The sequence below is a fragment of the Qipengyuania profundimaris genome, from assembly GCF_030717945.1.
GTDB classification, from domain to species: Bacteria; Pseudomonadota; Alphaproteobacteria; order Sphingomonadales; family Sphingomonadaceae; genus Qipengyuania; species Qipengyuania profundimaris.
Window position 1 is genome coordinate 329,897 of the sequence record NZ_JAVAIM010000001.1, and the last position, 21,132, is coordinate 351,028.

Sequence of the window (21,132 nt, forward strand, 5' to 3'; positions counted from 1 at the left end):
ATCTAGGTAAGCGCTAGACTCCATAATGTCAATCGAAACTTGACTTTTGGTCCAGCGCACGACAAAGCGCTCCAGCGCTTTGTCGTGCGCTGGATCACATGCCAATTTGCCCAGTAAAATTGTGCTTAGCATGTCTGCCTCTCATAATCCAATTTGGCAGCCGCTTGCCTCCGCAGTTCGACGACCGCGAGGAACAGGCTGAACAGTTGTTGGGCGAGGCGCTCGGCCTTTTGCCATGACATATTCCGCGCCGTTGCTTCGAATGTGTCGTCCCAACGTGTTTGGGGCCTAGTACTGGTTAATTCGGCGAGCAAACTTGCCAGTGAGTCTGCGAGATCAGATGGAAGCCGGTGCTGTCTGGGATTGCTGAGGCGAAAAAGATAATCTCGTCCCGCGCGGGCTAGGCGTTGGCGGCGGGAGCCCTTGCCCGTCACCATGATGTCCATGGCCCCGACCAGCTTTTCATGCGCGTAACCGTAGGGTGCGATTGCCATCAGGCCACCTCGTTTTCCGGAAGTTTGACCCGCCGTTTGCCGGTGAGCAGTTGCTGCATGAGCGCGGCCTTTTCCTGGCGGAGGGCCGCCAGTTGGGTTTCGTGCTCGACCACCGTGCGGGAAGCCGCCTCCATGACGGCTGCGATTGCATCTTGTTCGTCGATCGGCGGGACGGGAACCTTTGTGCCGAGAAATTCGCTGGGTTTGATGTTCAACAAGCCGTTGTTGCGCACGCCGGTGTTAACGAGGCGACCCAGCTGCGGAGCGAGATAGTCCGCCTCAAACAAGGCCTTGTAGAAGCGGTGGCTATACCCCTTCTTAAGCTTAAAGCAGACATATACGTGCGGAACGAGTGCACGTGCGTACCCCTCAAGATCAAAGATGCAGCCGAATTCGTAGGTCTTCGAGTTGCCCTTGTTGTAGGCAAATTCGCCCTCATTCAGCATGATGTAGGTCTCGACGCTCTTTCCGGCCATGTAGCGACTGTACTTCTCGTCTTGCCTGACGAAGCCCGACATAGAAGATATCGTCAGGATTGGTAGCTCCGTGCCATCATTGCGTCGCGTTACGCGGGTAGAGATTTCGTCGATCGACTTACGCTGCCACTCACCACTGAACCCAGGCAACCGGTGTTTCCCGCAGAGCAGTTGCTGCATCAACGCTTGCTTCTGCGCGCGGGCGTTGGCGATCAGCGCCTCGACCGTCTCGATAGCGCCGTCCCATGTTTCGGAGACGTCGGCGATCGCTCTCCGTTCGCCCACTGGGGGAAGTGGTACGCTAACATTCCGCAGGTCTTTGAGGTTTATGACCTGCTGCGCTGACCCGATAACATTCGACAGCAGCTTCGCCTGCCCAAGTGGCGAGCGCAGATAGGTAACTAGAAAGCTTGTCGAGACATCTTTCTTCGGGCGAATGATCGCTGTCTGTCGTGCGATGTTTGCGCCAGCCAGCTCGGACGGCACCACGGCGCAAGCTCCAGGGTAACCTACAAGGCTGATTAGAACCTCACCACCCTTGAGTTTGGTCCTACGATATTGGTCTGAAACCTCTTTGGTGATGGTTCGCAGTCTCGCCGGATTGATCCTGCCGTCCGGAAAATCTCCGCCACGAACGAAGAGTACGCCATCCTCGTCATCACTTGGACCGGGCTTAACCACGCCATAAGTGATCGGTGCCGAACTCAGCGATCCGAGGTCTGTGTGCTCCCATCCCTCGGGAATCATTTCGCATCGCCCTTGCTCTTGGCGGACTTGTCAGCAGCGAGCTTCGTCAGCTTGGTAGTAGACTCGATGAAATGCTGCTCGACCGCGCTCTGCGCTTTGATCGTGCGGGTGTGACAAAGGATGATCTCGCCGGACATCAGTAGCCAAGCTCCTTGAAATAGCCGTCCATCTTGTCCTCCAGCGCGGCCAACTCGGCCTTGAGCTTCAGCCGCTCGGCGCGGACAGCGACCAGGTCGATCTCGTCCTCTTCCTCAAAGGTATCGACGTAGCGCGGGATGTTGAGGTTGTAGTCGTTCTCGGCCAGCTCCTCGGGCGTGGCGAGAAAGGCGTATTTGTCGACCGTCTCGCGCGCTCGGTAGGTCTCGACGATCTTCGCGATGTGGCCTTCTTCGAGCTGGTTCTGGTTCTTGCCCGATTTGAATTCGCGGCTGGCGTCGATGAACAGCACCTTGTCGTCCGCTTTGGTCTTGCGGAAGATCAGGATGCAGGCCGGAATGCCGGTGCCGTAAAACAGCTTTTCAGGCAGGCCGATCACCGCCTCGAGCAGGTTCTCCTCGATCAGCTTCTGCCTGATCTTGCCCTCGCTCGATCCCCGGAACAGTACGCCGTGCGGCGCGACCACGGCCATGCGCCCGGTCTTCGGCTTCATCGTCTCAATCATGTGGAGGATGAAGGCGTAGTCGCCCTTGGTCTTGGGAGGCACGCCACGCCGGAACCGACCGAACCGGTCGTTTTCCGCCGTATCGACGCCCCACTTATCGAGGCTGAAGGGCGGGTTGGCGACTACGACATCGAAGTGCTTTAGCCGGTCCTCCGCGTCGAGCAGCTTTGGGTTGCGAATGGTGTCGCCCCATTCAATCCGGTGATTGTCCTCGCCGTGGAGGAACATGTTCATCTTTGCGAGCGCCCAGGTGCTACCAATCGATTCCTGGCCGTAGAGCGCGTATTTCTTCGATCCGCCAAACTTGGCCTGCACCCGGCGACCGCACTTCATCAGCAGCGAGCCGGAACCACAGGTGGGATCGCAGGCTTCCTCCCCCTCGGCCATGTCCATGATCTCGGCCATCAGTTCGGACACTTCGGGCGGGGTGTAGAATTCTCCTGCCTTGCGGCCTGCATCAGCTGCGAAGTTCTTGATCAGGAACTCGTAGGCGTTGCCGATAACGTCAAGATTGCCGATGCGTGAGGGCCGCATATTCAGCTCGGGGCGCGAGAAATCCTCCAGCAGATGACGCAGGATGTCGTTCTTCTGCTTTTCCTCCCCGAGCTTATTGGAGTTGAAGCTGATGTCTTGGAATACATCGCGGAGTTTGCCGACATTGGCCTCTTCAATGGCGTGCAGCGCCTTATCGATCCGCTCGCCATTGCCCGGCTCGTGCCGCGCCTTGTAGAGCGTGGTGAAGTTGGCGGAGTCCGGCAGGACGAAGCGCTCATTCGTCATCAACTCCGCAATCAGCTCGGGCGTGTCGCCATACTGCGCCTTGTATTTATCGTAATGGTCCTGCCACACGTCCGACAGGTACTTCAGGAACAGCATGGTGAGGACGTAGTCCTTGTAAACATCTGCGGAGACTGTCCCGCGAAAAGTGTCGCAAGCGGCCCAGACGGCCTTGTTCACTTCGTCCTGTTTGATTTGGTCGTTCATGATGCTCTCTGTTCCGAACTCTCAAAGGCAGTTGCAAGTAACTGCCGGGCAATAGCCGACATTTCGGTGGATCTGTTGTTAATAAGCTGGGTCAGGATGGCGCGCTCGTTTTGCATCGCGGCATCCAACTCGACGATTTTTCGCTGCTGCTCCAACGGGGGCAGAGCGATCGGCAAGTTCTCCACTACCTCGCGCTTCAGATTGAGGATGTAGGAACCAGTAGCACCCGCTGCGAAATAATCTTGAGCTGGCTTCTGCCTCATCTGCCAAGCCAGGAACTGGGGCAGGATCGCGTCCGTCGTTACGCGAAGGACAAAGAAATGCGGGGAGCACACAGCTTCGCCCTCAAATCCCCCAATATGATACGGGTAGAAGCGTCCACCCCTTGTCGACAAGATTACGTCACGACGTTGAAGCATCGCCTTGGTGGAAGCTCTCGGCAATTCGACGCGCGAAAGTTCACTCCAATCGATGCCGGTATTTGGGTCTACGTTCCGCATTTGAATGACTGAGACTTCGCCAGCAGCCAGATCATCGATCTTCCCGCGGAAAGGGTAGCCCGCCGAGATCAATGCCACATTGGACAAAATTTTTGCATCAATGAGCTTCATGCAAACCGGATAGCGGCGAATGACGGGGCGGTCAAGGGAAATATTGCGTGAAAGACTTTCATGCAAATAGGGATTGGTGGCTGACGCCGAAAGGTGAAAATTCCACCACAGGTGCGCAGACTGCAGCCAGCTGCGCGCCGCCTAGAGACTCGCATGACAAAGAAACTAGTGAAGGGCACAGCGTCCTATGAAGGCGCTCTGCTCATGTGCCAGAACCTCGCCGAACTGACCGCCTACGAAGTCGCAGGTGACCAGTTCCTGATCCCCGACGGTATCGGTAGTCCATCCGACATCTCGCAATCGCTGATCCTCATGCCTGGGGTGAGGCTGGCCTCCACCGAGATGGCAAGAGGCATCGCGATGCTGGGGACGAGTGCCCTTGGCGTGAGATGCCTGCATTATCCTGACGGCGGACGCATCGGCGACTTCACCGTGCTGTTTGCAGAGAACGGCGGCGCCGAGCGCTTTGCAGCAATGCTCGCATGGGTCGATCAAGATCGCAGCCTCTACCTCATACCCGACGAGGACGAGGACGAAGCGGGAGGGGCATCCTTCAAGTTCGATCGGGGACTTCGAAAGGTCGATCAACCTTGGGCTGACGAGGCCGACCGGCAACGCGGTCTCGCAGAAGCGATGGCCCTGCTCCTGGCTGAAGGGCCTGATAGCCGGGCCGACTGATCCCGGAATGAAGTGAAGGCTCGGCGCGTAGGCCGAGTGAGTTATGAAAATAGATGGGGGAGGGCGAGCTCGGCCAGAGCGGCCTCCCTCAAAGGAAAATTTCAATGAACGCTATTTCTTTGCAACGCCCTCTCGAGGGCGAACCTATGCTGCGGCCTATTACCCATCGCACAGGTAGCCGCTTCGCCTCGCTGCTGATGTCTTGCGGTCTTGTCACCGTTGAGACCGCCCGGTTCGACGAACGTATCGGCGGCGGCTTGTTCGAGAGCGAAGAGGCCGGAGTGGTGGTGACCGCTACCAGCTGCGATCGTCCGCTGCTCTATCACGAGTGTGAAGTTCTCGCACGGTTCTCCCGGAAGGATCTCATCCTGCTGCGCTTCGATCCGCTCGAAGGGGTTACCTTCGACGTCCTCCTCGAAGGTGGCCAGGCCTGGCAGTGCAACTATCTCGCCTGGCGCCGCGAAGGTGACGATCTCTGGCTCGTTCCCGCACACACCGAAGGTCCCTTCTTCCGGCTGAGCGAGAATGGGCTCGAGACCTTTCAGGGCGCTCCTTACGAAAACGGCTATCAGCGCTACGCCGGCATTATTCGTGCTGTCGAAGCCCCCTCGTTCGAAGGGAGGTTCTGATTGTGGCGAAGGCAAAATCCAAGAAAGCTGAACTCGATGAAGCGACGGCAGCGCTGTCCAAGGTGAAGTTGAAGGTCTTCACGCACGATCCGTGCGACGAACATCCTGACCTAGGCTGGTTTCGCTATTGGTACGAGACCGAGTTTGACCGGCCGACCGTGACCGACTGGATCGCGAAGAAGTGCTCACCCGGAGACGATCCGAAGTTCGGTCGGGCAGCGCGTATCGAGGTCCTGCTGCCGCCCAGTGCGCCGGCTGATTACACGAACCTCGAGTTCCTGACCAAGCGGTTCGATCAAACTTTGCCTCCCTTTGAGAAGCATGCGCTGGTCCAAGCCAAGTTCTTGCTAGACGACGATGAGGCCTGGCACATCGGCTATGAGCGGGTTCGCAGCTTCGCTCGGTCCCACTTCGCTCACCGGTACGTGGTCATAATGATCGCGCATATCCCGGGGACGGCCGGCCTGAAGGGCCAGGGCAATCACATCCACTGTGTCGTTCTCTCCAGGACTATCAACATCAACGGCTTTGGCGGCGCCTGTACGAGCCTGTGCAGCGATCGCGGCTATCACGCAGCGGTCGCTGCTTGGCAGGAGCACAAGGATACCTGGGACGTCACGACATGAGTGGAGAAGAGAACAATGAGCCCATCCATGCCCTAGCAGAGCACTGGGCTAAAAAGGGCCCCGGTGAACTCGAAAAAGTACAGGCAACCCTGAATCTCGCCCGCCAGCTATTGGCGGGCGGGAAAGCCCGGCCATACGCGGAGGGGGACAACCCGTTCGAACTAGCTCCCTATCCGTGGGAGACGAGCAAGCCACTCGCCGATGCTCCGCGGCGCATCTTCCTTGGGACGGTGAGTGATCTGGCCACGGGTCAGGGACACACGGTCTGGTTCGCTGCCGGCCTGGCGAGGGACGAAGATGAATTTCGGAGGCAGTTAACTGCTCGCATTGGGCATACTCTCGCCAATGGCGCCGAGGTAAACAAAGGCTTGGGAGAGTTTCCTTTTTCCCAAACCTTCATTTCTCAACCGGTGCGTGAGACGCTGCAAAGGTTCGACGGCGGAGAGGATGCTCCCGCCGGGTTTCTCTACCTCGCCCGGTGGCATGAGAACCGATCCTAACGAGTTGTTTCCTATCGTAGGCGCTGGCGATCGTAATCTCATGAGCCAGCTAGCCGTGGAGAATAGACCCTGTGCATTAAGGCAGGGGAGCCTTGTCAATGATCCACCGAGCCAGCCCTCTCGTTGGCGATCAAAGCCTCCCCCGTCGGCCTTGGCTCAATACTGAATGCGATCACGTTGAGAGCAGAAACTTGTTGCTGATCACGCACACGGGAATAATTTTGCGTTGGGTTGAGGAAAGGGAGGCGCAATAGCGCTAAACTGATTTTCAGCAGCAAACTCAGTTTAGTTGCGTAGGCCTGCCAATGGCTTGGCAGAACATGAGGTCGGGGTCTACCTCATCCTTTTTGGCATGCAAGCATGGGCCCGTTCGCCGATGTCTCGGATCGGGAAGACCTAAGAAAATAAATCGCGTTCATGTCTTGCGGCATGAGTCTCGTGTGCCTCAGAATAAGCACATAGCAAGAACAGAGGTCGCTATGGTGCTGAACCCAAAAAGTCCGATTGGCAGATGCTCGGCACGGCTGCGGCGCTTACTCGAGATCGAGGAAGAGATGGCTCTTCAATGGAGAGTCAAAATCATTGCCCCAGAGAGAAACCAACATAGTTCAGGGCGGCGATGGTTGCTGCCAGCCAGCCTCGGAGTGCCTGGTCCCTTCAGCAGTCGACCGGTTTCCGCAGATGGGAAAGTGTCATTCCATTTCTCACACGAGACAGTCACAAAGGGACCAGGCGGAGTCTCTATCCTCAGTTCCGGGTCAAGGCGGCGTTACCTCGCTGCCGGAGCCGCAGCTGAACACGAGGCATACATAACGAGACCGGAGGCCGTACCCACAATCTCTGCTGCCGACTTTGAAGAATATGCCGCAGGTCCTTGCGCAGTCGGAGGGCTAGATGGCCGAACCGCAGCAATCTTCAGCAATATTTCGGACGATCCAGAAAAACGGCGAGATTTATGGCTAAAGGCTCATCTGCATGAGAGAGAAGCCAACCCGGACCGTCTGGTCTTTAAAGCGAACTTCCTCAAGCCATCTGACTGGCGAAGATTGGCCAGCTCGGAAGGCCTCGGGGCTGAAGTGCGGGACATTGCGGCTCGCATGGCTGAAATCCCTGCCGGAACCTCGAAGGTTAAAGGCGATGCGATCTTGGAGGTCGACCTAGTCGAAGGTGCCAGGGTTAAGAAAGCTGCTGCATCAATAGTCGGTCCCTGGGACCGTAAGCGGCTGCCTATCCGTCTATCAAAGGGGCGTGGCGGTCGAACCCAGTTCCGGCTGACGGCAGAATTTCCTGACGGAATTGACGCAGCGGCCCGGGTGAGAATTACGCAGGCATATTGCCAGTACCTCGCAGAGTTCGGGGTTATGTACACGGCAGCGATTCACGCGCCCGACGAACACAATGATGAGAGGAATCATCACCTCCACATCACCTATTATGATCGTCCGTGTTCGCAACTGCCCGACGGCCGCTGGGACTTCGAGGTGCGAGAGAAGGTCGAGGGCCAGCACAACCGTTATCGTTACCCGCATCGCCAGCCCAAGATTTCCGAATTGGCGCGTACCGATGGAGCGGCAAATTACCGCGATCACCGCGCACTGGTCGTCACCCGAATGCGGGAGCACTTCGCCGACATCTGCAATGCAGAACTGACGAAGGTCGGCGTCCAGCGGCAGTTTGACCCTGGTCGATATACGCAGATGGGAATCGAACAGGAACCTACGCAGCCATTGGGCCCGAGAGCTGCCCCGCTCGAAGCTGCCGGCATCGCCACAACTGTTGGCATGAGCAACGCTGAAATCCTGTGGTCATTTCGATTAGAGCAAGAGCGGAAGGAATGTGAGGCGTCGCGGTGCGAAAGGCAGAACCTTCGTAAAAAAATTGCGAGCGCCGCCGCTCCTCTCGAACCGAGTAACGAGAAAAGTGCTTTGCTGAAGTTTGAGCGCGAACTGGCAGAAGCGAGTAAGGTCCTCGACGATAACGAGCATGAGATTGCGTTTTTTCGAACCATTCTCGAAATGGCATATGCAAGACCTGAGAAGGTTTCCGACACCTGCTCAAGAATTCTGGCAACACTGGATGCGGGCAAGGGATCAGCGAGGGACCGGAAGGACCGAGCCCTTATCGAGGCTCGATTGGAAGAAGCGGATGGCTTTTTCGACCAGATCCTCGCCATTCAGGAGCGAAGCCTCGGCGAAATCAATCCAATCGTCGATCAAGTGCATACCGCCCGGAAGAAAATTCGTGCGCTCAGCACTGAGGTAGAGCCCTACCTCATAGCTGACAGTTCGGTTGCGAAAAAAATGATTATGCAGGATCAGCCGATATCCTCGGCGATGGATATTGGGCCCAAAGGTGAAGACCAATCCCGGGCCAAGTTCGACAATCTCATGGATCGCATTCTTAGGGAACTCGTGGTTCTGCCCCCCACTGAGAGTCAGAAGCACTTTACCGTGCGGGGTATCAGCAAAGACGAATATCTGATGCTGAGCTCATCAGGCTTCGCACCCCTCGCTCAGGCGCGGCTGAAGAAGATCGCATCGATTCAGCATGAGCGCGTCGCCCAGGCCATTCGATTGCTTGAAGAGCACGGTCACCAGACCCTAGCGGATCTGGCCGAAACAGAGTCGAATGCCCGGCGCGCTTTGCTGCATTTGAAGGTTTATGCGGATCATCCGCTTCTCAAACGGTCATGCGCGAGCATGCAAGAGCCGATCGTCTCGGAATCAGGGGCACAGGATGGACCAGAGAGAGGCTCGGAGCCAATCGAGGCTATCCCCGCACGATCCGAGAAGACTGATCTGATTGACCTCGACAGCAAGCTTGCGTCGGAGAAAGAGGCGGCCAACCATGCGCGCGACCTAACCATTCGAGATTTTGTAACCTTCATCCGAGACAATCCGGGTGTCATTATCGAAGAACACGATGGTAGCTTGAGACTATCCAGAGAAAGCGCAGGCGACTGGAAAATCAGTGCAGACGTGTTCAGCGAGGAGCCGCTTGTGAAGGAGGCGCTCGCGGATAGGGCTCGCGCCAATCTTGAAATCGAGCAGCGAGAGGCGGCCGCTGCCAATGACGCACGGTGCGAGCAACACGATCAGCGCTTGCGGGCGCGGATCATGAAAGAGATAGACTGTGCAGGCGTGCGGCCAGTCTTCTGGAATGGTGAGCGCTGGGAAGTAACAACAGCCAGCGCCGACTTGGCTGAAATCGCCAACTCGTGGCAAGGCCATCCTGACCTGCAGGCGGCTTACAAGGCCTCCGATAGGATATGGGCTGGTCGAGAGTCGCTCGATCAGAAAAAAGCGATGGAGACAGTAAGCTCATCCTTCGACCTCACCGCGAAGGGCGATGGACTAAAATTGCTACGGGATGCGAAGGCTGATGATCCGGGTTACTCGGCCGCACTGCTCAAAAGGCATCAAGAAAACACCGGAGGCCGAGGCAAACGATAGAGCTTCTCTCTTCGGCCAAATTTCCATAGAAAATCTTGAGAAAAATAAGGTTCTTTGCCAAGCCTCCTGTTGAATGAGGGGGCAGCCTGTGGCGCACGAAGAACACTTCGATCAATTGAGGGCTGTTAAGCGCAGGCTGGGTTTAAGGCGTCGGGTCGCGACCACTATCGCAATCGGGCTCGGCCTCCTCTTCACATCGCTCGTCGCACTCAGTGTATACGATCCTCAACAAGTGCTGTTCGCGCATTTAGAGCCCGTCCGTATCATCGCATTGATGGGGCTCCTCGCTACGGTGGCTGTTCGTCTCATATTAGGGGCCCGGATTCGTCGACTTGCCTCATTCGAGGCCAAGGCGGACGGTGCCCTCAAGCTCGGAGACTCGTCTAGCTTAAGAAGCTGCATGAACGAACTCGCCGATCAAGCCGACTCAAACTCAGATTTTGCAGCTGTGATATCAACATTCTGGCCTCGCCTGTCTCGGCGTCTCGAAGAACTTTTGGATCGAGAGGCCAGGCTAAAGCGTGCCGCCAATATCGCTCAGCTTTGTGAAGAAGCGGACCGGCTAGTTAAGGATGCATTATGCCGCCAGCATGAGAGTAAACCCCATGTCCGCGCAAAATTGGAACTCGAACAAGCGCTGTCCCACCTCCGAAAGCTCGTCGCCGAAGCGGACCGGCAATTCGAAGAGGCTCTGGAAAAGAAATTTCTGAAAGCATGGGCAACAATCACGCGCCCTGGGCGGAAGGAACTGCGCAACGCTAGGGATCAGATTAAGGCTCTAGAGGCGGCGTTAGCGAACGTTTCCGCAAACTCAGAACTGATCGCCACCGAGCAGGAATATGAAGACCTCTTGAGGCTGGTTGATCAGCGGCTTTCGACTGCCAAAAAACTGGCATCGGAAGCTATCCCCGCCAGCCATCATCACCAATTTGAACCGGATCATGCCTTAAGTGTCGGATTGATTTCAGCTGCAATGTCAGTGCCAGTTTCAGTGGCGATGGACTTGGATCAGGCGGGAAGCGTCTATGATGCACTTCGCGACGTCAATGGGAACTATGCCTCACTGACTGACCTAGAAATCTGGCAAGAATCTCTGTCTATGTCAGCAGAGTCTCTCGCCGGCCTGGCCGCTCTAACCAAGGGTTCCTATTTCGAGGGCTTGGTCGAGAATGAGTTAGGCGGTGAACGCTTCGCGAATTTCAACCATCCGGATACGGACATTGTGATAGATGGGGTCGCTTTCCAAATTAAAGCGACCGACAATGCCGCCTACGTCGAAAGCGTCGCCGACCATATTCCTGTCGTAACGACGACGGAGGTAGCTGAACTTACCGGTGGTATCGACATCGGCTATTCCGACCTCGATCTCACAGAAGCTGTTGACTTGGCACTGGGCGGATCGGTCATCGATTTTGGCGACACGCTTCTCGACGGCATTTCTACAGGCATTGGTGGCGTGGGCATCGTCGCCATCATCCGCGGAGCAAATGCGGCGTGGGGCAAGTATCGGTCAGGGGGAAATGCAGCCAGCGCACTAGGGGCGGGCGTTACTGCAACTGCCGTAGATGTTGCGCGCACGTTCGTGAATGTCGCTGAGCTCGGATACCGAGGGGGGCAGATGGCGACGCGGACGATCGCCCGTTTGAGCTCTAGTGACAAGATGTTGGTCGATGAGGAGCGGAAGCCTGGGTCAGAGGTTCCTAGGCCATCGGAGTATAAAGCGCCATTCGACCTTCACTCAAACAACATCATTTACGTTGGAAGCAAACCGCTAGAGCCTTGATGACCGTGAGCGGGTGCCATTCGCCTCGGTAAGTTGGGACTTGTTTGGACATCTCGCTCTCATGCAGGGACTGCGGGTAACTGCGGGTGTGGTGGAGCATGCGCGCGTCCTCTGAGGACCGGTTTTACATGGCCTATGTATAGCTGGTGGATACCCGCAACTACCCGCAACTACCCGCTATCATCATCAACTATCGGCAACCACATTTACCGATCGGACACACCACTTCTGCTGTTTCTTATGAGCGTCGAAATTCGCGAGTAGTTTGAGGGAACCGATCACACGGTCCTTATGGCGGCCAAGGAAAATCCCGAGATCTCTCGAGGAAATCTCGCCCTCGCTGGAATTCTTGATCTCCAAAAGCGCCTCGCAAAGGTCCGGGTAGATGCGCTTCCCCTGATTATCGCTGCTCTTAGCCAGCTCGATGACCTCACCGGTCGTGAGCCATTTCTCCCCAACGGCCTTTTCAAGGGAATATAACATGCGTGACAACAAGACGATGGTAGGGTCAGTGGCGCGAGTCTCGGACATGGTTTCCACAGGGTCCGCATAACCAAGCCAGACGAGTGGTGAGCGGACCAACCGGCTCCAATCCCCAAACGAGGCAAGAGGATTTAGAAGGTTGGGATAGCCGGCTACTATGTATGCACGCACTACAGTGAGAGCTGCAGCAATATAGCGGCCCCTGTCGGACAAGATATCCTGAAACGGATCCCTTTTGAACTTGCGCAGCTCCGGACGCTCATGGTTCGTATCCAAGGAGCATGTAACCACCCTCCGCGTCATGTCTCCGACGAGCTGAATATTATTTCCGTTGCAAAACACAGTCGCTCGGTTTTCGACCGATACGGTTCGAGAAGTCCCAAGAATGCGGAGAGAGATCACCGGTCGCTCCACGATCTGACACAAAGCGTCGCTACCCAGTTTACCGTTCACGTTGTCGATATTGATTATCGGCTGACCTTTCAGCAGCTCTCCTGCGACACGCTTGTCGGTTTCATCTTCCCCAGCACCTGCAGCGATCACAGGAGCTCTATCTCCCGTGGCGACCGCAGACCAAAGATCAACTCCGTAAGATTTACCACTCGCAGCAGTAGGCGCCTTCATTGCATGCATCGGTACGACGAGAAGAGCCCCGCGGGCGACAGTGCTAAGAAATCCGGACAACGCGACTGCTCGGCTCGGAGCATCCACAAACGCAAATTCGTCAAGAAGGCTATCGAGAAGTCGCAATGCGGCCAATGCATCATCTTTGGTCGGAGCATCTGGAATTGCCGGCAATTCTGGGGGATCAAGCAGAAGTAACTGTGTCTGCTCGTCATAGCCAGGGCTGGAGAGGATCGAGCCGTCGGGCCTCAGCGTCGGAGTCGTGATGACGCCCGATAGTTGAGGGAAATGCCACTCCCCCTCTCTTGCGAGAATCACCGAAGCGACATCTTTGGGGGGGTCCACCGGGACCCACGACTGCCTGGATTGATGAAACCGCAAAAACTGTGCCGATCTGCTCATCTGATCGCGCATGTAGTCGATCGAGACGTCCTTGATCCGAGGCACTTTGGTCTTGTAACCGTGCGATGCAGTTGTGGTGTCGACAATTGGACGTACCAAGCCGGACCGAACGTAGAATGGGGCGCCGTTATTCCGCAACGCCAGCTCTGCCTCATCAGCAACGATGTGCAGCGAGCCTTCCTGGGTCTTGATGGTGGGGCGCTCTCCGCTTTGCTCGTTGACGGTCATTTCTGCGCAAGCCGGTTTACAAGGCTGCGAATACTGTCGACGCGCACGAGGGTGCGACGACCGAGCTTAACAGTCTGAATCTCTTCAGCGTTGATCAGTTCATAGAGCTTTGTAGTTCCAACCCCCAAGAGCGCTTTAGCGCCCTCAATCGTGACGGTGATGGGTTCCATGTGCAGTCCTCCATAGTTGGGACCGCAGATGAGCGATCCTTCGTGACCGCTCCCCATTATTCACACGTTTTCGCGATTGGCTTCGTACTTAAATGGATAAATTCATGAGACTAATTTTGTCTATTTTTGTCCAATTCCGTCTTCAATTTCCGGGTTAACCGACGAATTGTGCTGGCTTCACCTCCCCAGTTTTCGGCTAACGACAAGACAGCCCTTGCTGCGCCAGTGTGCGTCTCCACTTCGCCGCGTTGCAACAACTCAACCATCTTCTTTAATGGACGAGAGTCGTCGATATTGGGGCGACCCCGGCGGCGGCGAGAACTTCTAAGCTCATCAATATCAAAGTCGGAAGGTCCTGGAAAAAGGCGCACGATGTTTGTCTCATCAAGCTCCTGATGTGGCCGATAGGGCGCGAGCAGCTTCTGAAGACAGGCTAGATCGAACTCTATGCACAATAGTTGATATTTGAAGTCGGGCAGCCTCTCATCGCGCCCGAGAAATGAACCGTGGTCCCAGAGTTCTTCACTGCCCTCACGCCATGACCAAAATAAGGCTGGAATCTTGACATTGGTGCTTGAGACCCGCTCCCAAGTTATTGGAATGCCATCCTCATGCAAATCGATGGCGAATTGCAAATAAGCCTGTAGCTCATTTCCATCAAAAATCGCCAAACAGTCCTCGTAAGCTTCTCGTTCGCCGCCCAAAGTAAGGGTGGGTCTAACCCACTCCTCGGATCGCGCAGTCGTCTTCAATGTTCCCTGTGCGGCACGAGATATCAGCCACCCTGCAGCTGCTTCCTGCGGTAAATCAGTACATGCTTGGACCATCTCGATCGCTCGTGCTGGTCTAACTTTGTTCAATATCTTGGCCCTCGAAAATATGTTTCGCCCACGCCTCAAGTAGCTCGCGTCGCATCGATACGAATTTGGTGCGGCGATATGCTCGGACAATTTTGTCCGGGACTGCATGCGCGAGCGCAGCCTCAGCAACTGCGTCGGGAATGGCGGGCATTTGCTCGGCCGCCCAATCTCGGAATGAACTACGGAACCCATGTGCATCGAAAGGAAGTCCGGCGTCGCGTAAGACTTTCCGCATCGTCATGTCGCTTAGAGGGTTTCCACGTGCTCCAGGGAAAACCAAGCCGTTCTTCGATGGCAGTTGGGAGCCTTGTAGTTCCTTCAATAGGCCGACCGCTGCCGCATTGAGTGTAATAGTATGAGCCTCTCTTTCCTTCATGATCTCGGGGGGGCGATTCCAATCTGACTTTGCGAGATCAAACTGCTCCCAGCGTGCATGGCGTACTTCTCCTGGACGCGCGGCGGTAAGTATCAAGAATAATAGCGCGCGGCGGCCTGCGGTGGGCGAATTTTTTTGCAGTCCAGCGACAAACTTGGGCACCTGCTCATAAGGCATCGCCGAAAAGTTTCGCCCCTTTGGTTGTTTCGGCAAGCCCAAGGATACTGCCCTGTTTGGCGCTTCTGCTGCACGCCAGCCCTTCGAGTGGGCAAAGTTAAGGACCTGTCCGATCCTCATGCGGACCTTTCGGGCGAGTTCCGGTTTCGCGATCCAAATTGGTGTAAGCGCCGAAAGGATGTGAGCGGCTTTGATCGAGTCAACGCGTAGATCCCCCAACGTTGGGTGAGCGTAGGTTTCGAGCGAGGTCAAAAAGGCTGCCGCATTCTTCTCTACCCAGCTGGGTTTCAAAGCAGCATGGGTCTCGATAGTCGCCTCACGAAAGCTAGGTGTCGGCCTAATGTCGCGGTCCCGCTCGGCTACCGGGTCACGACCATTGAGAGCATGTTTCCGCAATTCCGCCGCTCTTTCGCGAGCCTCCGCCAAGGTGAGCGCAGCTACAGAGCCCAACCCGATGTCGCGGCGCTTCCCGTGCTTTTGAACCCGAAGAACCCATGATTTTGCGCCTGAAGGCTTGACCAAAAGGTACAGCCCAGCTCCGTCCCCGTGTCGACCGGGCTTCGCATTTTTTACCGCCAATGCGGTCAGTTTAGCCATGCCATTCCCTCATTCGTTCCCACACTATGGGGCGGCTTGAGGCGAAACGCAACGAAGGAATGCGAAATTTTATTGAGCATTTGCTCTGTTTTTTCAATGCCATGCGAAGGATGGCGAAGGTCAGCGAATGGACAGTTATAGACCTGTCGGGTGCGCCATGTTTTCGCTCTGGCTGTCGCTTCGGTTCACACACCTCGGCGCAAGCATGAGCCCGTTCGCACTCTTTTACCTCTAGGAATAAGCCCGCCTAAACGGTTAAGGCTCCGGGCGACCATGGATCACACCGTCTACCGCTTCGACCCGCTGGCGATGACCGCAGCAGCCGAGGGGCGCCCTGCCGCGCCGACCAGAGGCAGCGGCGCGTCGATTTCGCGCGAGCCGCAGATCGGCGTGATCTACAATCCGCGCAGCCATCGCAACAAGGGCCAGGATCTCGACTGTACCGAGCGGCCCGGCATTACCGTGGCCCAGCCAGACCGGCGCGAAGATATCGCCAGCGCGCTTGCGGATTTTGCGCAGCAGGGCATCGACTATCTCATCATCAATGGCGGCGACGGGACCGTGCGCGATGTGCTGACGATGGGGCAAAGCGTGTTCGGCGAGACGTGGCCTGCGCTCGCCATCCTGCCCAAGGGCAAGACCAACGCCCTCAATGTCGATCTGGGCGCACCCGCCGGGTGGAACCTGCCCGACGCGATCGACGCCTATGCGACCGGCCGCCGGATTGTGCGCCGTCCGCTGTCCGTGAAGCGCGAGGGCGCGGACGACACCCCGATGCTCGGCTTCATCTTCGGATGCGGCGCTTTCACGCTCGGGGTCGAGGTCGGGCAGGATGCGCATGACCTCGGGTTCTTCAATTCGCTCGCCGTCGGGGCAACGGGGTCATGGGGTGTGCTGCAGGCGCTGTTCGGCAGCGATACCAACCGGTGGCGGCGCGGCACGCCGACGAAGCTGACCTATCTGCCGTCCGGCGAGCCGATGCCGCGGTCGGAGCATGGTGACCCCGGGCGGCGCACGCTGGTGCTGGCGAGCACGCTCGAAAAAATGCCGCTCGATATCAAGTTATTCGCGCCAGGTGGCGAGGGCATCAGGCTGGCTGTGCTCGATACGGCACGGCGGCGGATCATGGGAATGGCCCCGGCAATCCTTCTGGGCTGGCGACCCGAATGGCTGGCGAAAGGCGGCTTCCATCAGCTCTCTGCGGAAAGCTTCGCGATCGAAGTGGGGGAGCCGGTCATCCTCGACGGAGAGAGTTTCCCGGCAGGCACCTACGTCGTCGGGCAGGGGCCCGACCTGACCTTCATCGCACCGTGACCGATACGCTGGGCGAGCGGGTGTGTGAAAGCCTTGCGCGCGATGTACGCGAGGAAGTGGCCGCCTATGCGAGGATGCTCGGCGAAGAGGCGGACGCGCTCGGCGTGCTCTTCTACGGCTCGAACCTGCGGACCGGGTCGCTGGAGGGAGTGCTCGACTTTTACGTCCTGTTGCCGGGGCCGCAGCGAGAGCGGATCTGGCCGCGCGTGAGCTATCGCGAGTGGGACTATCGCGGCGAGGTCCTGCGGGCCAAGATCGCCACCCTATCGCTCGAGCAATTTGCCAAGGCGGCGCGTGGGGCATCGCGTGACACCACGATCTGGGCGCGGTTCGTCCAGCCGAGTGCGTTGATTTGGGCGAGCGACGACGCGCCGAGCGTGGCGATAGCCGAAGCCGTATCGCAAGCGGCGCAAACCGCGGCTCGGCTGGCCGCTGCGCTCGGTCCTGAGAGCGGAACGGCAGGAGATTTCTGGCGGGCGCTGTTCCGGGCCACCTATCGAGCCGAGTTCCGCGTGGAGAAGCCGGGGCGCGAGGACTCGATCCTGTCGGCCAACCGGGCGCATTTCGTCGGGCTGTTGCCGCTGGCGTGGGAGGCGCAGGGGATCCAATTCACGCAAGATGGCGAGCGACTGTCGCCCCAACTTGCCGAGCGCCGGAAAGCCGAGATCCTGCGCTGGTGGCAGGCTCGCGCGCGCGCGGGGAAGGCACTCAACCTGCTGCGGCTGGCCAAGGCGACGACGACCTTCGAAGGCGCGGCTGACTATGCCGCTTGGAAGCTGCACCGGCACACCGGCATCGCGCTCGAAGTCACGCCATTCCGCGCAAAGCATCCGCTGCTCGCGGCGCCGGGAGCGCTGGTCGAACTCTGGCGTAAACGCGGCGCTCAGCGATAGCGCATCCGGATGCTGATCGATTCGACGCCCGATCCGACATTGAAGGCGGTTTTCTTGTAGCTCGGTTTGCCGAGGTTGAAGATGTTGATGCTGGGATTGTTCGACATCGCTCCGCCGTCGGAGAAAATGTCGGTCTCGCCATTGCCGTTGACATCGTGGCGTACGGCGATGCCGTATGTCCCGGGCCGCGGCACGGGCATGCAGAAGGTCATCGTACCGGCCCGTGCAGGCGCTTCCATGCGGTTGATCCAGCGGCCCTTCTCGAGCCAGTCTTCCTTCGTTCCGCGATAGCTCTGCACGCGGATCGTACCGCTCGATTCCTTGATGCCCGTAATGGTCACGCGCACGGCGGGCCCTGCGCCAGCGGCGCATTTTGCCGGATTTTCGGTGATTTTCTGGCGATATTGCGCGGCGGCAGGCGCGGTGAGTGTGCCGGCGGCGATCGCAGCAGTGGCGGCGAGGCCGGTAAAGGTCTTCAAGCGGCGTGTCATAACAATCCCTGTTGTCGTCAATCGCGCCCGGTCGCGGGCGGAACGGGTGCGTAATCCACGCACCTTCGATATGCCCCGTTCTCTAACCGGACAGCTCTGAATTGCGGCTGAACTTTTCAAGGGCACGGTGTTCAGGAAGGCCGCAGGCGGTCGCGTCGAGATCGACCGACGGGACCTCGTAGTCGATTTCGGTTTCGACGAGATCCAGGGCGCTCTTGCGCGGCGTGGTCATAAACCGACCCTAGGCGCATCGCGCGATGTGGAAAAGGCATGGTGGCTCGCTTGTTAACCGCCGTTTCGCGCGCGTAGGGCTGGCCGAGGCTCACACGCGACCAAGGCCCGCGCCCGTATGACCCAACCGTTGATCTCCCCCTCCATCCTCTCGGCCGATTTCGCGCGGCTGGGCGAAGAGGTCCGCGCCATCGACGAGGCGGGGGCGGACTGGATCCATGTGGACGTGATGGACGGGCATTACGTGCCCAATATCACCATCGGCCCAGCGGTGGTGAAGGCGCTCCGCCCGCACACCGACAAGCCGTTCGACGTGCATCTGATGATCGCGCCGATCGACCCCTATCTCGAAGCTTTCGCGGAAGCGGGGGCGGACATCATCACCGTCCATCCCGAGGCCGGGCCGCATATCCACCGCACGCTGCAGGCGATCCGCGGGCTGGGCAAGAAGGCCGGCGTGGTGCTCAATCCGGGCACGCCTGCCAAGATGCTCGACTATCTCATCGACGAAGTCGACCTCGTGCTGGTGATGAGCGTCAATCCCGGGTTCGGCGGGCAAAGCTTCATCCATTCGCAGCTGCGCAAGGTGGAGGCGATCCGGAAGATGATCGACAGGACCGGGCGGGATATCCACCTCGAAGTCGATGGCGGCGTCAATGAAGAAACCGCGCGGCTGTGCGTCGATGCGGGCGCGGATGTGCTCGTCGCCGGTTCGGCCACCTTCAAGGGCGGGCCGGGGCAATATGCCGCCAACATCGCCGCGTTGAAGGGCGGGCAGTGACGGAAGGCGTCCACACGCTGCTGCGCGAGGACGACCGTACGCTCGACACCGCCGATGCGCTCGCCCTGCCGCTGGGCGATGCGGACGAACCACTGGTCACCGATGGCGAGGCTGTTGCGGCGAATGACGTGCCGCAGGAGCCCGGACGTGCGCTCGCCCTTTCCGATTTCAAGCCGCCGCAGGCCGGACCGGTCGATTCCGCGCTGCGCTGGGCGTACCGGTTGGGCGTGCCCGGCAGCCTGCTGGCGGCGCCTCTGCGCAAGCCCGCTGCGCCGCGGATGCTCGGCACGGTCATGTCGCCGCTGGAGGGCGACCGGGCTGCCGGCATGGCGCTGAGGGCAGGGCAACTGCAGGTCCATGGGCTCAAGGCGCCGATCGACAAGGTCGATTTCGCCAGCTCCGCGCCGCTGACTCCGCCGTTTCTGCGCGTAGTGCATGGCTTTACCTGGCTGCGGGACCTGTCGGCCTGCGCCCCGCGCGAGGAATGCGCGCCGATTGCCGAACGTGCCTTGCGCAAATGGCTCAAAGCCAATCCGGCACCGGGCAAGGGCGCGGCCTGGACCGTCGAGAATGCGGGCCTGCGCCTGCTCGGCTGGTTCGTGCATGCGCCGCTGATCCTGTCGGGCGACCCCGCAACGAGAGCCAAGATGCTCGAGCAGATGGAAACGACCGCGCGCTGGCTCGATCGCAATGTGACAAGCGCCGATGACCGGCTGGGCCAGGTCGCAGGCTGGTGCGCGATTACCGCAGCCGGACTACTGCTGCCCGATGGCCGCCCGCGTCGGCTCTATAGCGAAGCCGGCCTGCTCCGCGCGCTCGGCGAGCTGGTGAGCGACGATGGCGGGGTCCTCTCGCGCAGCCCGCTGGCGCAGATGGAAGCGATCGCGCTGCTGGTCGATCTCAAGGCGTGTTACGATGCGGTCGATCGCGACCCTCCCGCCGCGCTCGAAACCATGATCGCGCTGCTGGTCCCGCCGCTGCTCACGCTGCGCATGGGCGACCGGGCGCTCGGCAGCTGGCAGGGCGCAGGCAAGACCTCCGCCGCCCGGCTGGATGCGCTGATCGAAGCTACCGGCGTGCGCGCCCGCCCGGCCAAGGATACGCGCCACTGGGGATACCAGCGGGTCGATGCCGGCAAGAGTGTGCTGCTGCTTGATGCCGCCCCGCCGCCGCGCCCGCGCCACGCCCGCCACGGCTGCGCCTCGACGCTGGCCTTCGAATTCTCGGCGAAGCAGCAACGCATCATCGTCAATTGCGGCGGCGCGGAGCTGGCGGGCGGGCAGGTGCCGATCCGCATCGAACAGGGCCTGCGCGGCACGGCCGCGCATTCGACGCTGGTGCTCGACGATGCCAATTCTACCGCCGTGCTGATCAAGGGCCAGATCGGCAAGGGCGTCGAGGAAGTCGATATCGCCCGCACCGTGGTGAAACAGCGCGGGCGCGACGCTACGCGGCTGGAAGCGGCACACAATGGCTATGCCGCGCGCCACGGCCTGCTGCACCGGCGCATCCTGCTGCTCTCGGCAGATGGCGAGGAATTGCGCGGCGAAGACCTGCTCGAACCGTCGGGCAAGGAAGGCAAGCGCGGCAAGATCGCCTTCGCGATCCGTTTCCATCTTGGTTACGGGATCGAGGCCGGACTGTCGGAAGACAATCGCGGCGCGGGCCTCGCCCTGCCCGATGGGACCTACTGGCAATTTAGGCTCGGCGGCGATAGCGGCGAGGCGAAAATGACGCTCGAAGACAGCCTGTGGGTCGATGGCCATGGCCGCCCGCGGGCGACGAAACAGCTGGTCGTCGAAGGACTGACGCCGCGCAGCGGGGGGCGCTTCCCCTGGCTGCTCAAACGCATGGGGTGAAATCA

At 58.9% G+C, this 21,132-nt stretch carries 21 protein-coding genes; 10 read left to right on the forward strand and 11 right to left on the reverse strand.

What is annotated here, in order from left to right; translation table 11 throughout:
• Nucleotides 1-125: 125 nt before the first annotated feature.
• Genes Q9K02_RS01690 through Q9K02_RS01710 form a run of 5 tightly spaced genes read right to left on the reverse strand, consistent with a single transcriptional unit; the run spans nucleotide 126 to nucleotide 3,973 of the window.
• Nucleotides 126-494: a hypothetical protein gene (locus Q9K02_RS01690; protein WP_305931314.1), complete on the reverse strand. Its 369-nt coding sequence runs from the start codon at nucleotides 492-494 to the stop codon at nucleotides 126-128.
• The gene (locus Q9K02_RS01695) at nucleotides 494-1,717 is read right to left on the reverse strand and encodes a restriction endonuclease subunit S (protein WP_305931315.1); all 1,224 of its coding nucleotides are present in this window, start codon (nucleotides 1,715-1,717) and stop codon (nucleotides 494-496) included. The genes Q9K02_RS01690 and Q9K02_RS01695 overlap by 1 nt, the downstream gene beginning before the upstream one ends.
• Nucleotides 1,714-1,854, reverse strand: a complete 141-nt coding sequence (locus Q9K02_RS01700) for a hypothetical protein (protein ID WP_305931316.1) — start codon at nucleotides 1,852-1,854, stop codon at nucleotides 1,714-1,716. Before Q9K02_RS01700 ends, Q9K02_RS01695 begins: the two co-directional genes overlap by 4 nt.
• Nucleotides 1,854-3,362: a type I restriction-modification system subunit M gene (locus Q9K02_RS01705; RefSeq protein ID WP_305931317.1), complete on the reverse strand. Its 1,509-nt coding sequence runs from the start codon at nucleotides 3,360-3,362 to the stop codon at nucleotides 1,854-1,856. Before Q9K02_RS01705 ends, Q9K02_RS01700 begins: the two co-directional genes overlap by 1 nt.
• A complete protein-coding gene (locus tag Q9K02_RS01710; protein ID WP_305931318.1) occupies nucleotides 3,359-3,973 on the reverse strand; it encodes a restriction endonuclease subunit S in 615 nt (204 codons plus the stop codon). Before Q9K02_RS01710 ends, Q9K02_RS01705 begins: the two co-directional genes overlap by 4 nt.
• A 153-nt stretch (nucleotides 3,974-4,126) precedes the next feature.
• Between Q9K02_RS01710 and Q9K02_RS01715 the strand changes: the two genes are divergently transcribed.
• From Q9K02_RS01715 to Q9K02_RS01740, 6 genes are all read left to right on the forward strand, one after another.
• Nucleotides 4,127-4,651: a hypothetical protein gene (locus Q9K02_RS01715; RefSeq protein ID WP_305931319.1), complete on the forward strand. Its 525-nt coding sequence runs from the start codon at nucleotides 4,127-4,129 to the stop codon at nucleotides 4,649-4,651.
• Between the two features lie 104 nt (nucleotides 4,652-4,755).
• Complete coding sequence (locus tag Q9K02_RS01720) at nucleotides 4,756-5,280, forward strand: hypothetical protein (protein WP_305931320.1); 525 nt, start codon at nucleotides 4,756-4,758, stop codon at nucleotides 5,278-5,280.
• A gap of 2 nt (nucleotides 5,281-5,282) precedes the next feature.
• Complete coding sequence (locus tag Q9K02_RS01725) at nucleotides 5,283-5,906, forward strand: hypothetical protein (protein WP_305931321.1); 624 nt, start codon at nucleotides 5,283-5,285, stop codon at nucleotides 5,904-5,906.
• A complete protein-coding gene (locus Q9K02_RS01730) occupies nucleotides 5,903-6,406 on the forward strand; it encodes a hypothetical protein (RefSeq protein WP_305931322.1) in 504 nt (167 codons plus the stop codon). The genes Q9K02_RS01725 and Q9K02_RS01730 overlap by 4 nt, the downstream gene beginning before the upstream one ends.
• A 1,097-nt stretch (nucleotides 6,407-7,503) precedes the next feature.
• On the forward strand, nucleotides 7,504-9,858 hold the full coding sequence (locus Q9K02_RS01735) for a MobA/MobL family protein (RefSeq protein ID WP_305931323.1): 2,355 nt from the start codon (nucleotides 7,504-7,506) through the stop codon (nucleotides 9,856-9,858).
• A 400-nt stretch (nucleotides 9,859-10,258) separates the two neighbouring features.
• Nucleotides 10,259-11,641, forward strand: a complete 1,383-nt coding sequence (locus Q9K02_RS01740) for an AAA family ATPase (protein ID WP_305931324.1) — start codon at nucleotides 10,259-10,261, stop codon at nucleotides 11,639-11,641.
• A gap of 186 nt (nucleotides 11,642-11,827) precedes the next feature.
• Here Q9K02_RS01740 and Q9K02_RS01745 read toward each other — a convergent pair whose 3' ends face one another.
• The 4 genes from Q9K02_RS01745 to Q9K02_RS01760 all read right to left on the reverse strand — a co-directional run bounded on the left by Q9K02_RS01745 (nucleotide 11,828) and on the right by Q9K02_RS01760 (nucleotide 15,558).
• Nucleotides 11,828-13,378 carry a hypothetical protein gene (locus Q9K02_RS01745; protein ID WP_305931325.1) on the reverse strand — a complete coding sequence of 517 codons (1,551 nt, stop codon included), beginning with the start codon at nucleotides 13,376-13,378 and terminating at the stop codon, nucleotides 11,828-11,830.
• The gene (locus Q9K02_RS01750; RefSeq protein WP_305931326.1) at nucleotides 13,375-13,548 is read right to left on the reverse strand and encodes a helix-turn-helix domain-containing protein; all 174 of its coding nucleotides are present in this window, start codon (nucleotides 13,546-13,548) and stop codon (nucleotides 13,375-13,377) included. Before Q9K02_RS01750 ends, Q9K02_RS01745 begins: the two co-directional genes overlap by 4 nt.
• 110 nt (nucleotides 13,549-13,658) lie before the next feature.
• The gene (locus tag Q9K02_RS01755; RefSeq protein ID WP_305931327.1) at nucleotides 13,659-14,375 is read right to left on the reverse strand and encodes a hypothetical protein; all 717 of its coding nucleotides are present in this window, start codon (nucleotides 14,373-14,375) and stop codon (nucleotides 13,659-13,661) included.
• A gap of 19 nt (nucleotides 14,376-14,394) precedes the next feature.
• Nucleotides 14,395-15,558, reverse strand: coding sequence for a tyrosine-type recombinase/integrase (locus Q9K02_RS01760; protein WP_305931328.1), 1,164 nt, complete (start codon nucleotides 15,556-15,558; stop codon nucleotides 14,395-14,397).
• A 273-nt stretch (nucleotides 15,559-15,831) separates the two neighbouring features.
• On the opposite strand from Q9K02_RS01760, the gene Q9K02_RS01765 reads away from it, so the two are divergent.
• Nucleotides 15,832-16,872, forward strand: coding sequence for a diacylglycerol/lipid kinase family protein (locus tag Q9K02_RS01765; RefSeq protein ID WP_305931329.1), 1,041 nt, complete (start codon nucleotides 15,832-15,834; stop codon nucleotides 16,870-16,872).
• The gene (locus tag Q9K02_RS01770) at nucleotides 16,869-17,765 is read left to right on the forward strand and encodes a hypothetical protein (protein WP_305931330.1); all 897 of its coding nucleotides are present in this window, start codon (nucleotides 16,869-16,871) and stop codon (nucleotides 17,763-17,765) included. Before Q9K02_RS01765 ends, Q9K02_RS01770 begins: the two co-directional genes overlap by 4 nt.
• Here the strand turns inward: Q9K02_RS01770 and Q9K02_RS01775 are convergent.
• Together Q9K02_RS01775 and Q9K02_RS01780 are read right to left on the reverse strand one after the other, a co-directional pair.
• Entirely contained in the window at nucleotides 17,756-18,256 is a 501-nt protein-coding gene (locus Q9K02_RS01775; protein WP_305931331.1) for a DUF2141 domain-containing protein, read from the reverse strand. The two genes, Q9K02_RS01770 and Q9K02_RS01775, sit on opposite strands and share 10 nt — an antisense overlap.
• A gap of 82 nt (nucleotides 18,257-18,338) precedes the next feature.
• Complete coding sequence (locus tag Q9K02_RS01780; protein ID WP_305931332.1) at nucleotides 18,339-18,488, reverse strand: hypothetical protein; 150 nt, start codon at nucleotides 18,486-18,488, stop codon at nucleotides 18,339-18,341.
• Between the two features lie 117 nt (nucleotides 18,489-18,605).
• Here Q9K02_RS01780 and rpe point away from each other — a divergent pair, with 117 nt between their 5' ends.
• Both rpe and Q9K02_RS01790 read left to right on the forward strand, forming a co-directional pair.
• Nucleotides 18,606-19,268, forward strand: a complete 663-nt coding sequence (rpe, locus tag Q9K02_RS01785) for a ribulose-phosphate 3-epimerase (RefSeq protein WP_305931333.1) — start codon at nucleotides 18,606-18,608, stop codon at nucleotides 19,266-19,268.
• Complete coding sequence (locus tag Q9K02_RS01790; RefSeq protein WP_305931334.1) at nucleotides 19,265-21,127, forward strand: heparinase II/III family protein; 1,863 nt, start codon at nucleotides 19,265-19,267, stop codon at nucleotides 21,125-21,127. The genes rpe and Q9K02_RS01790 overlap by 4 nt, the downstream gene beginning before the upstream one ends.
• Nucleotides 21,128-21,132: the final 5 nt, after the last annotated feature.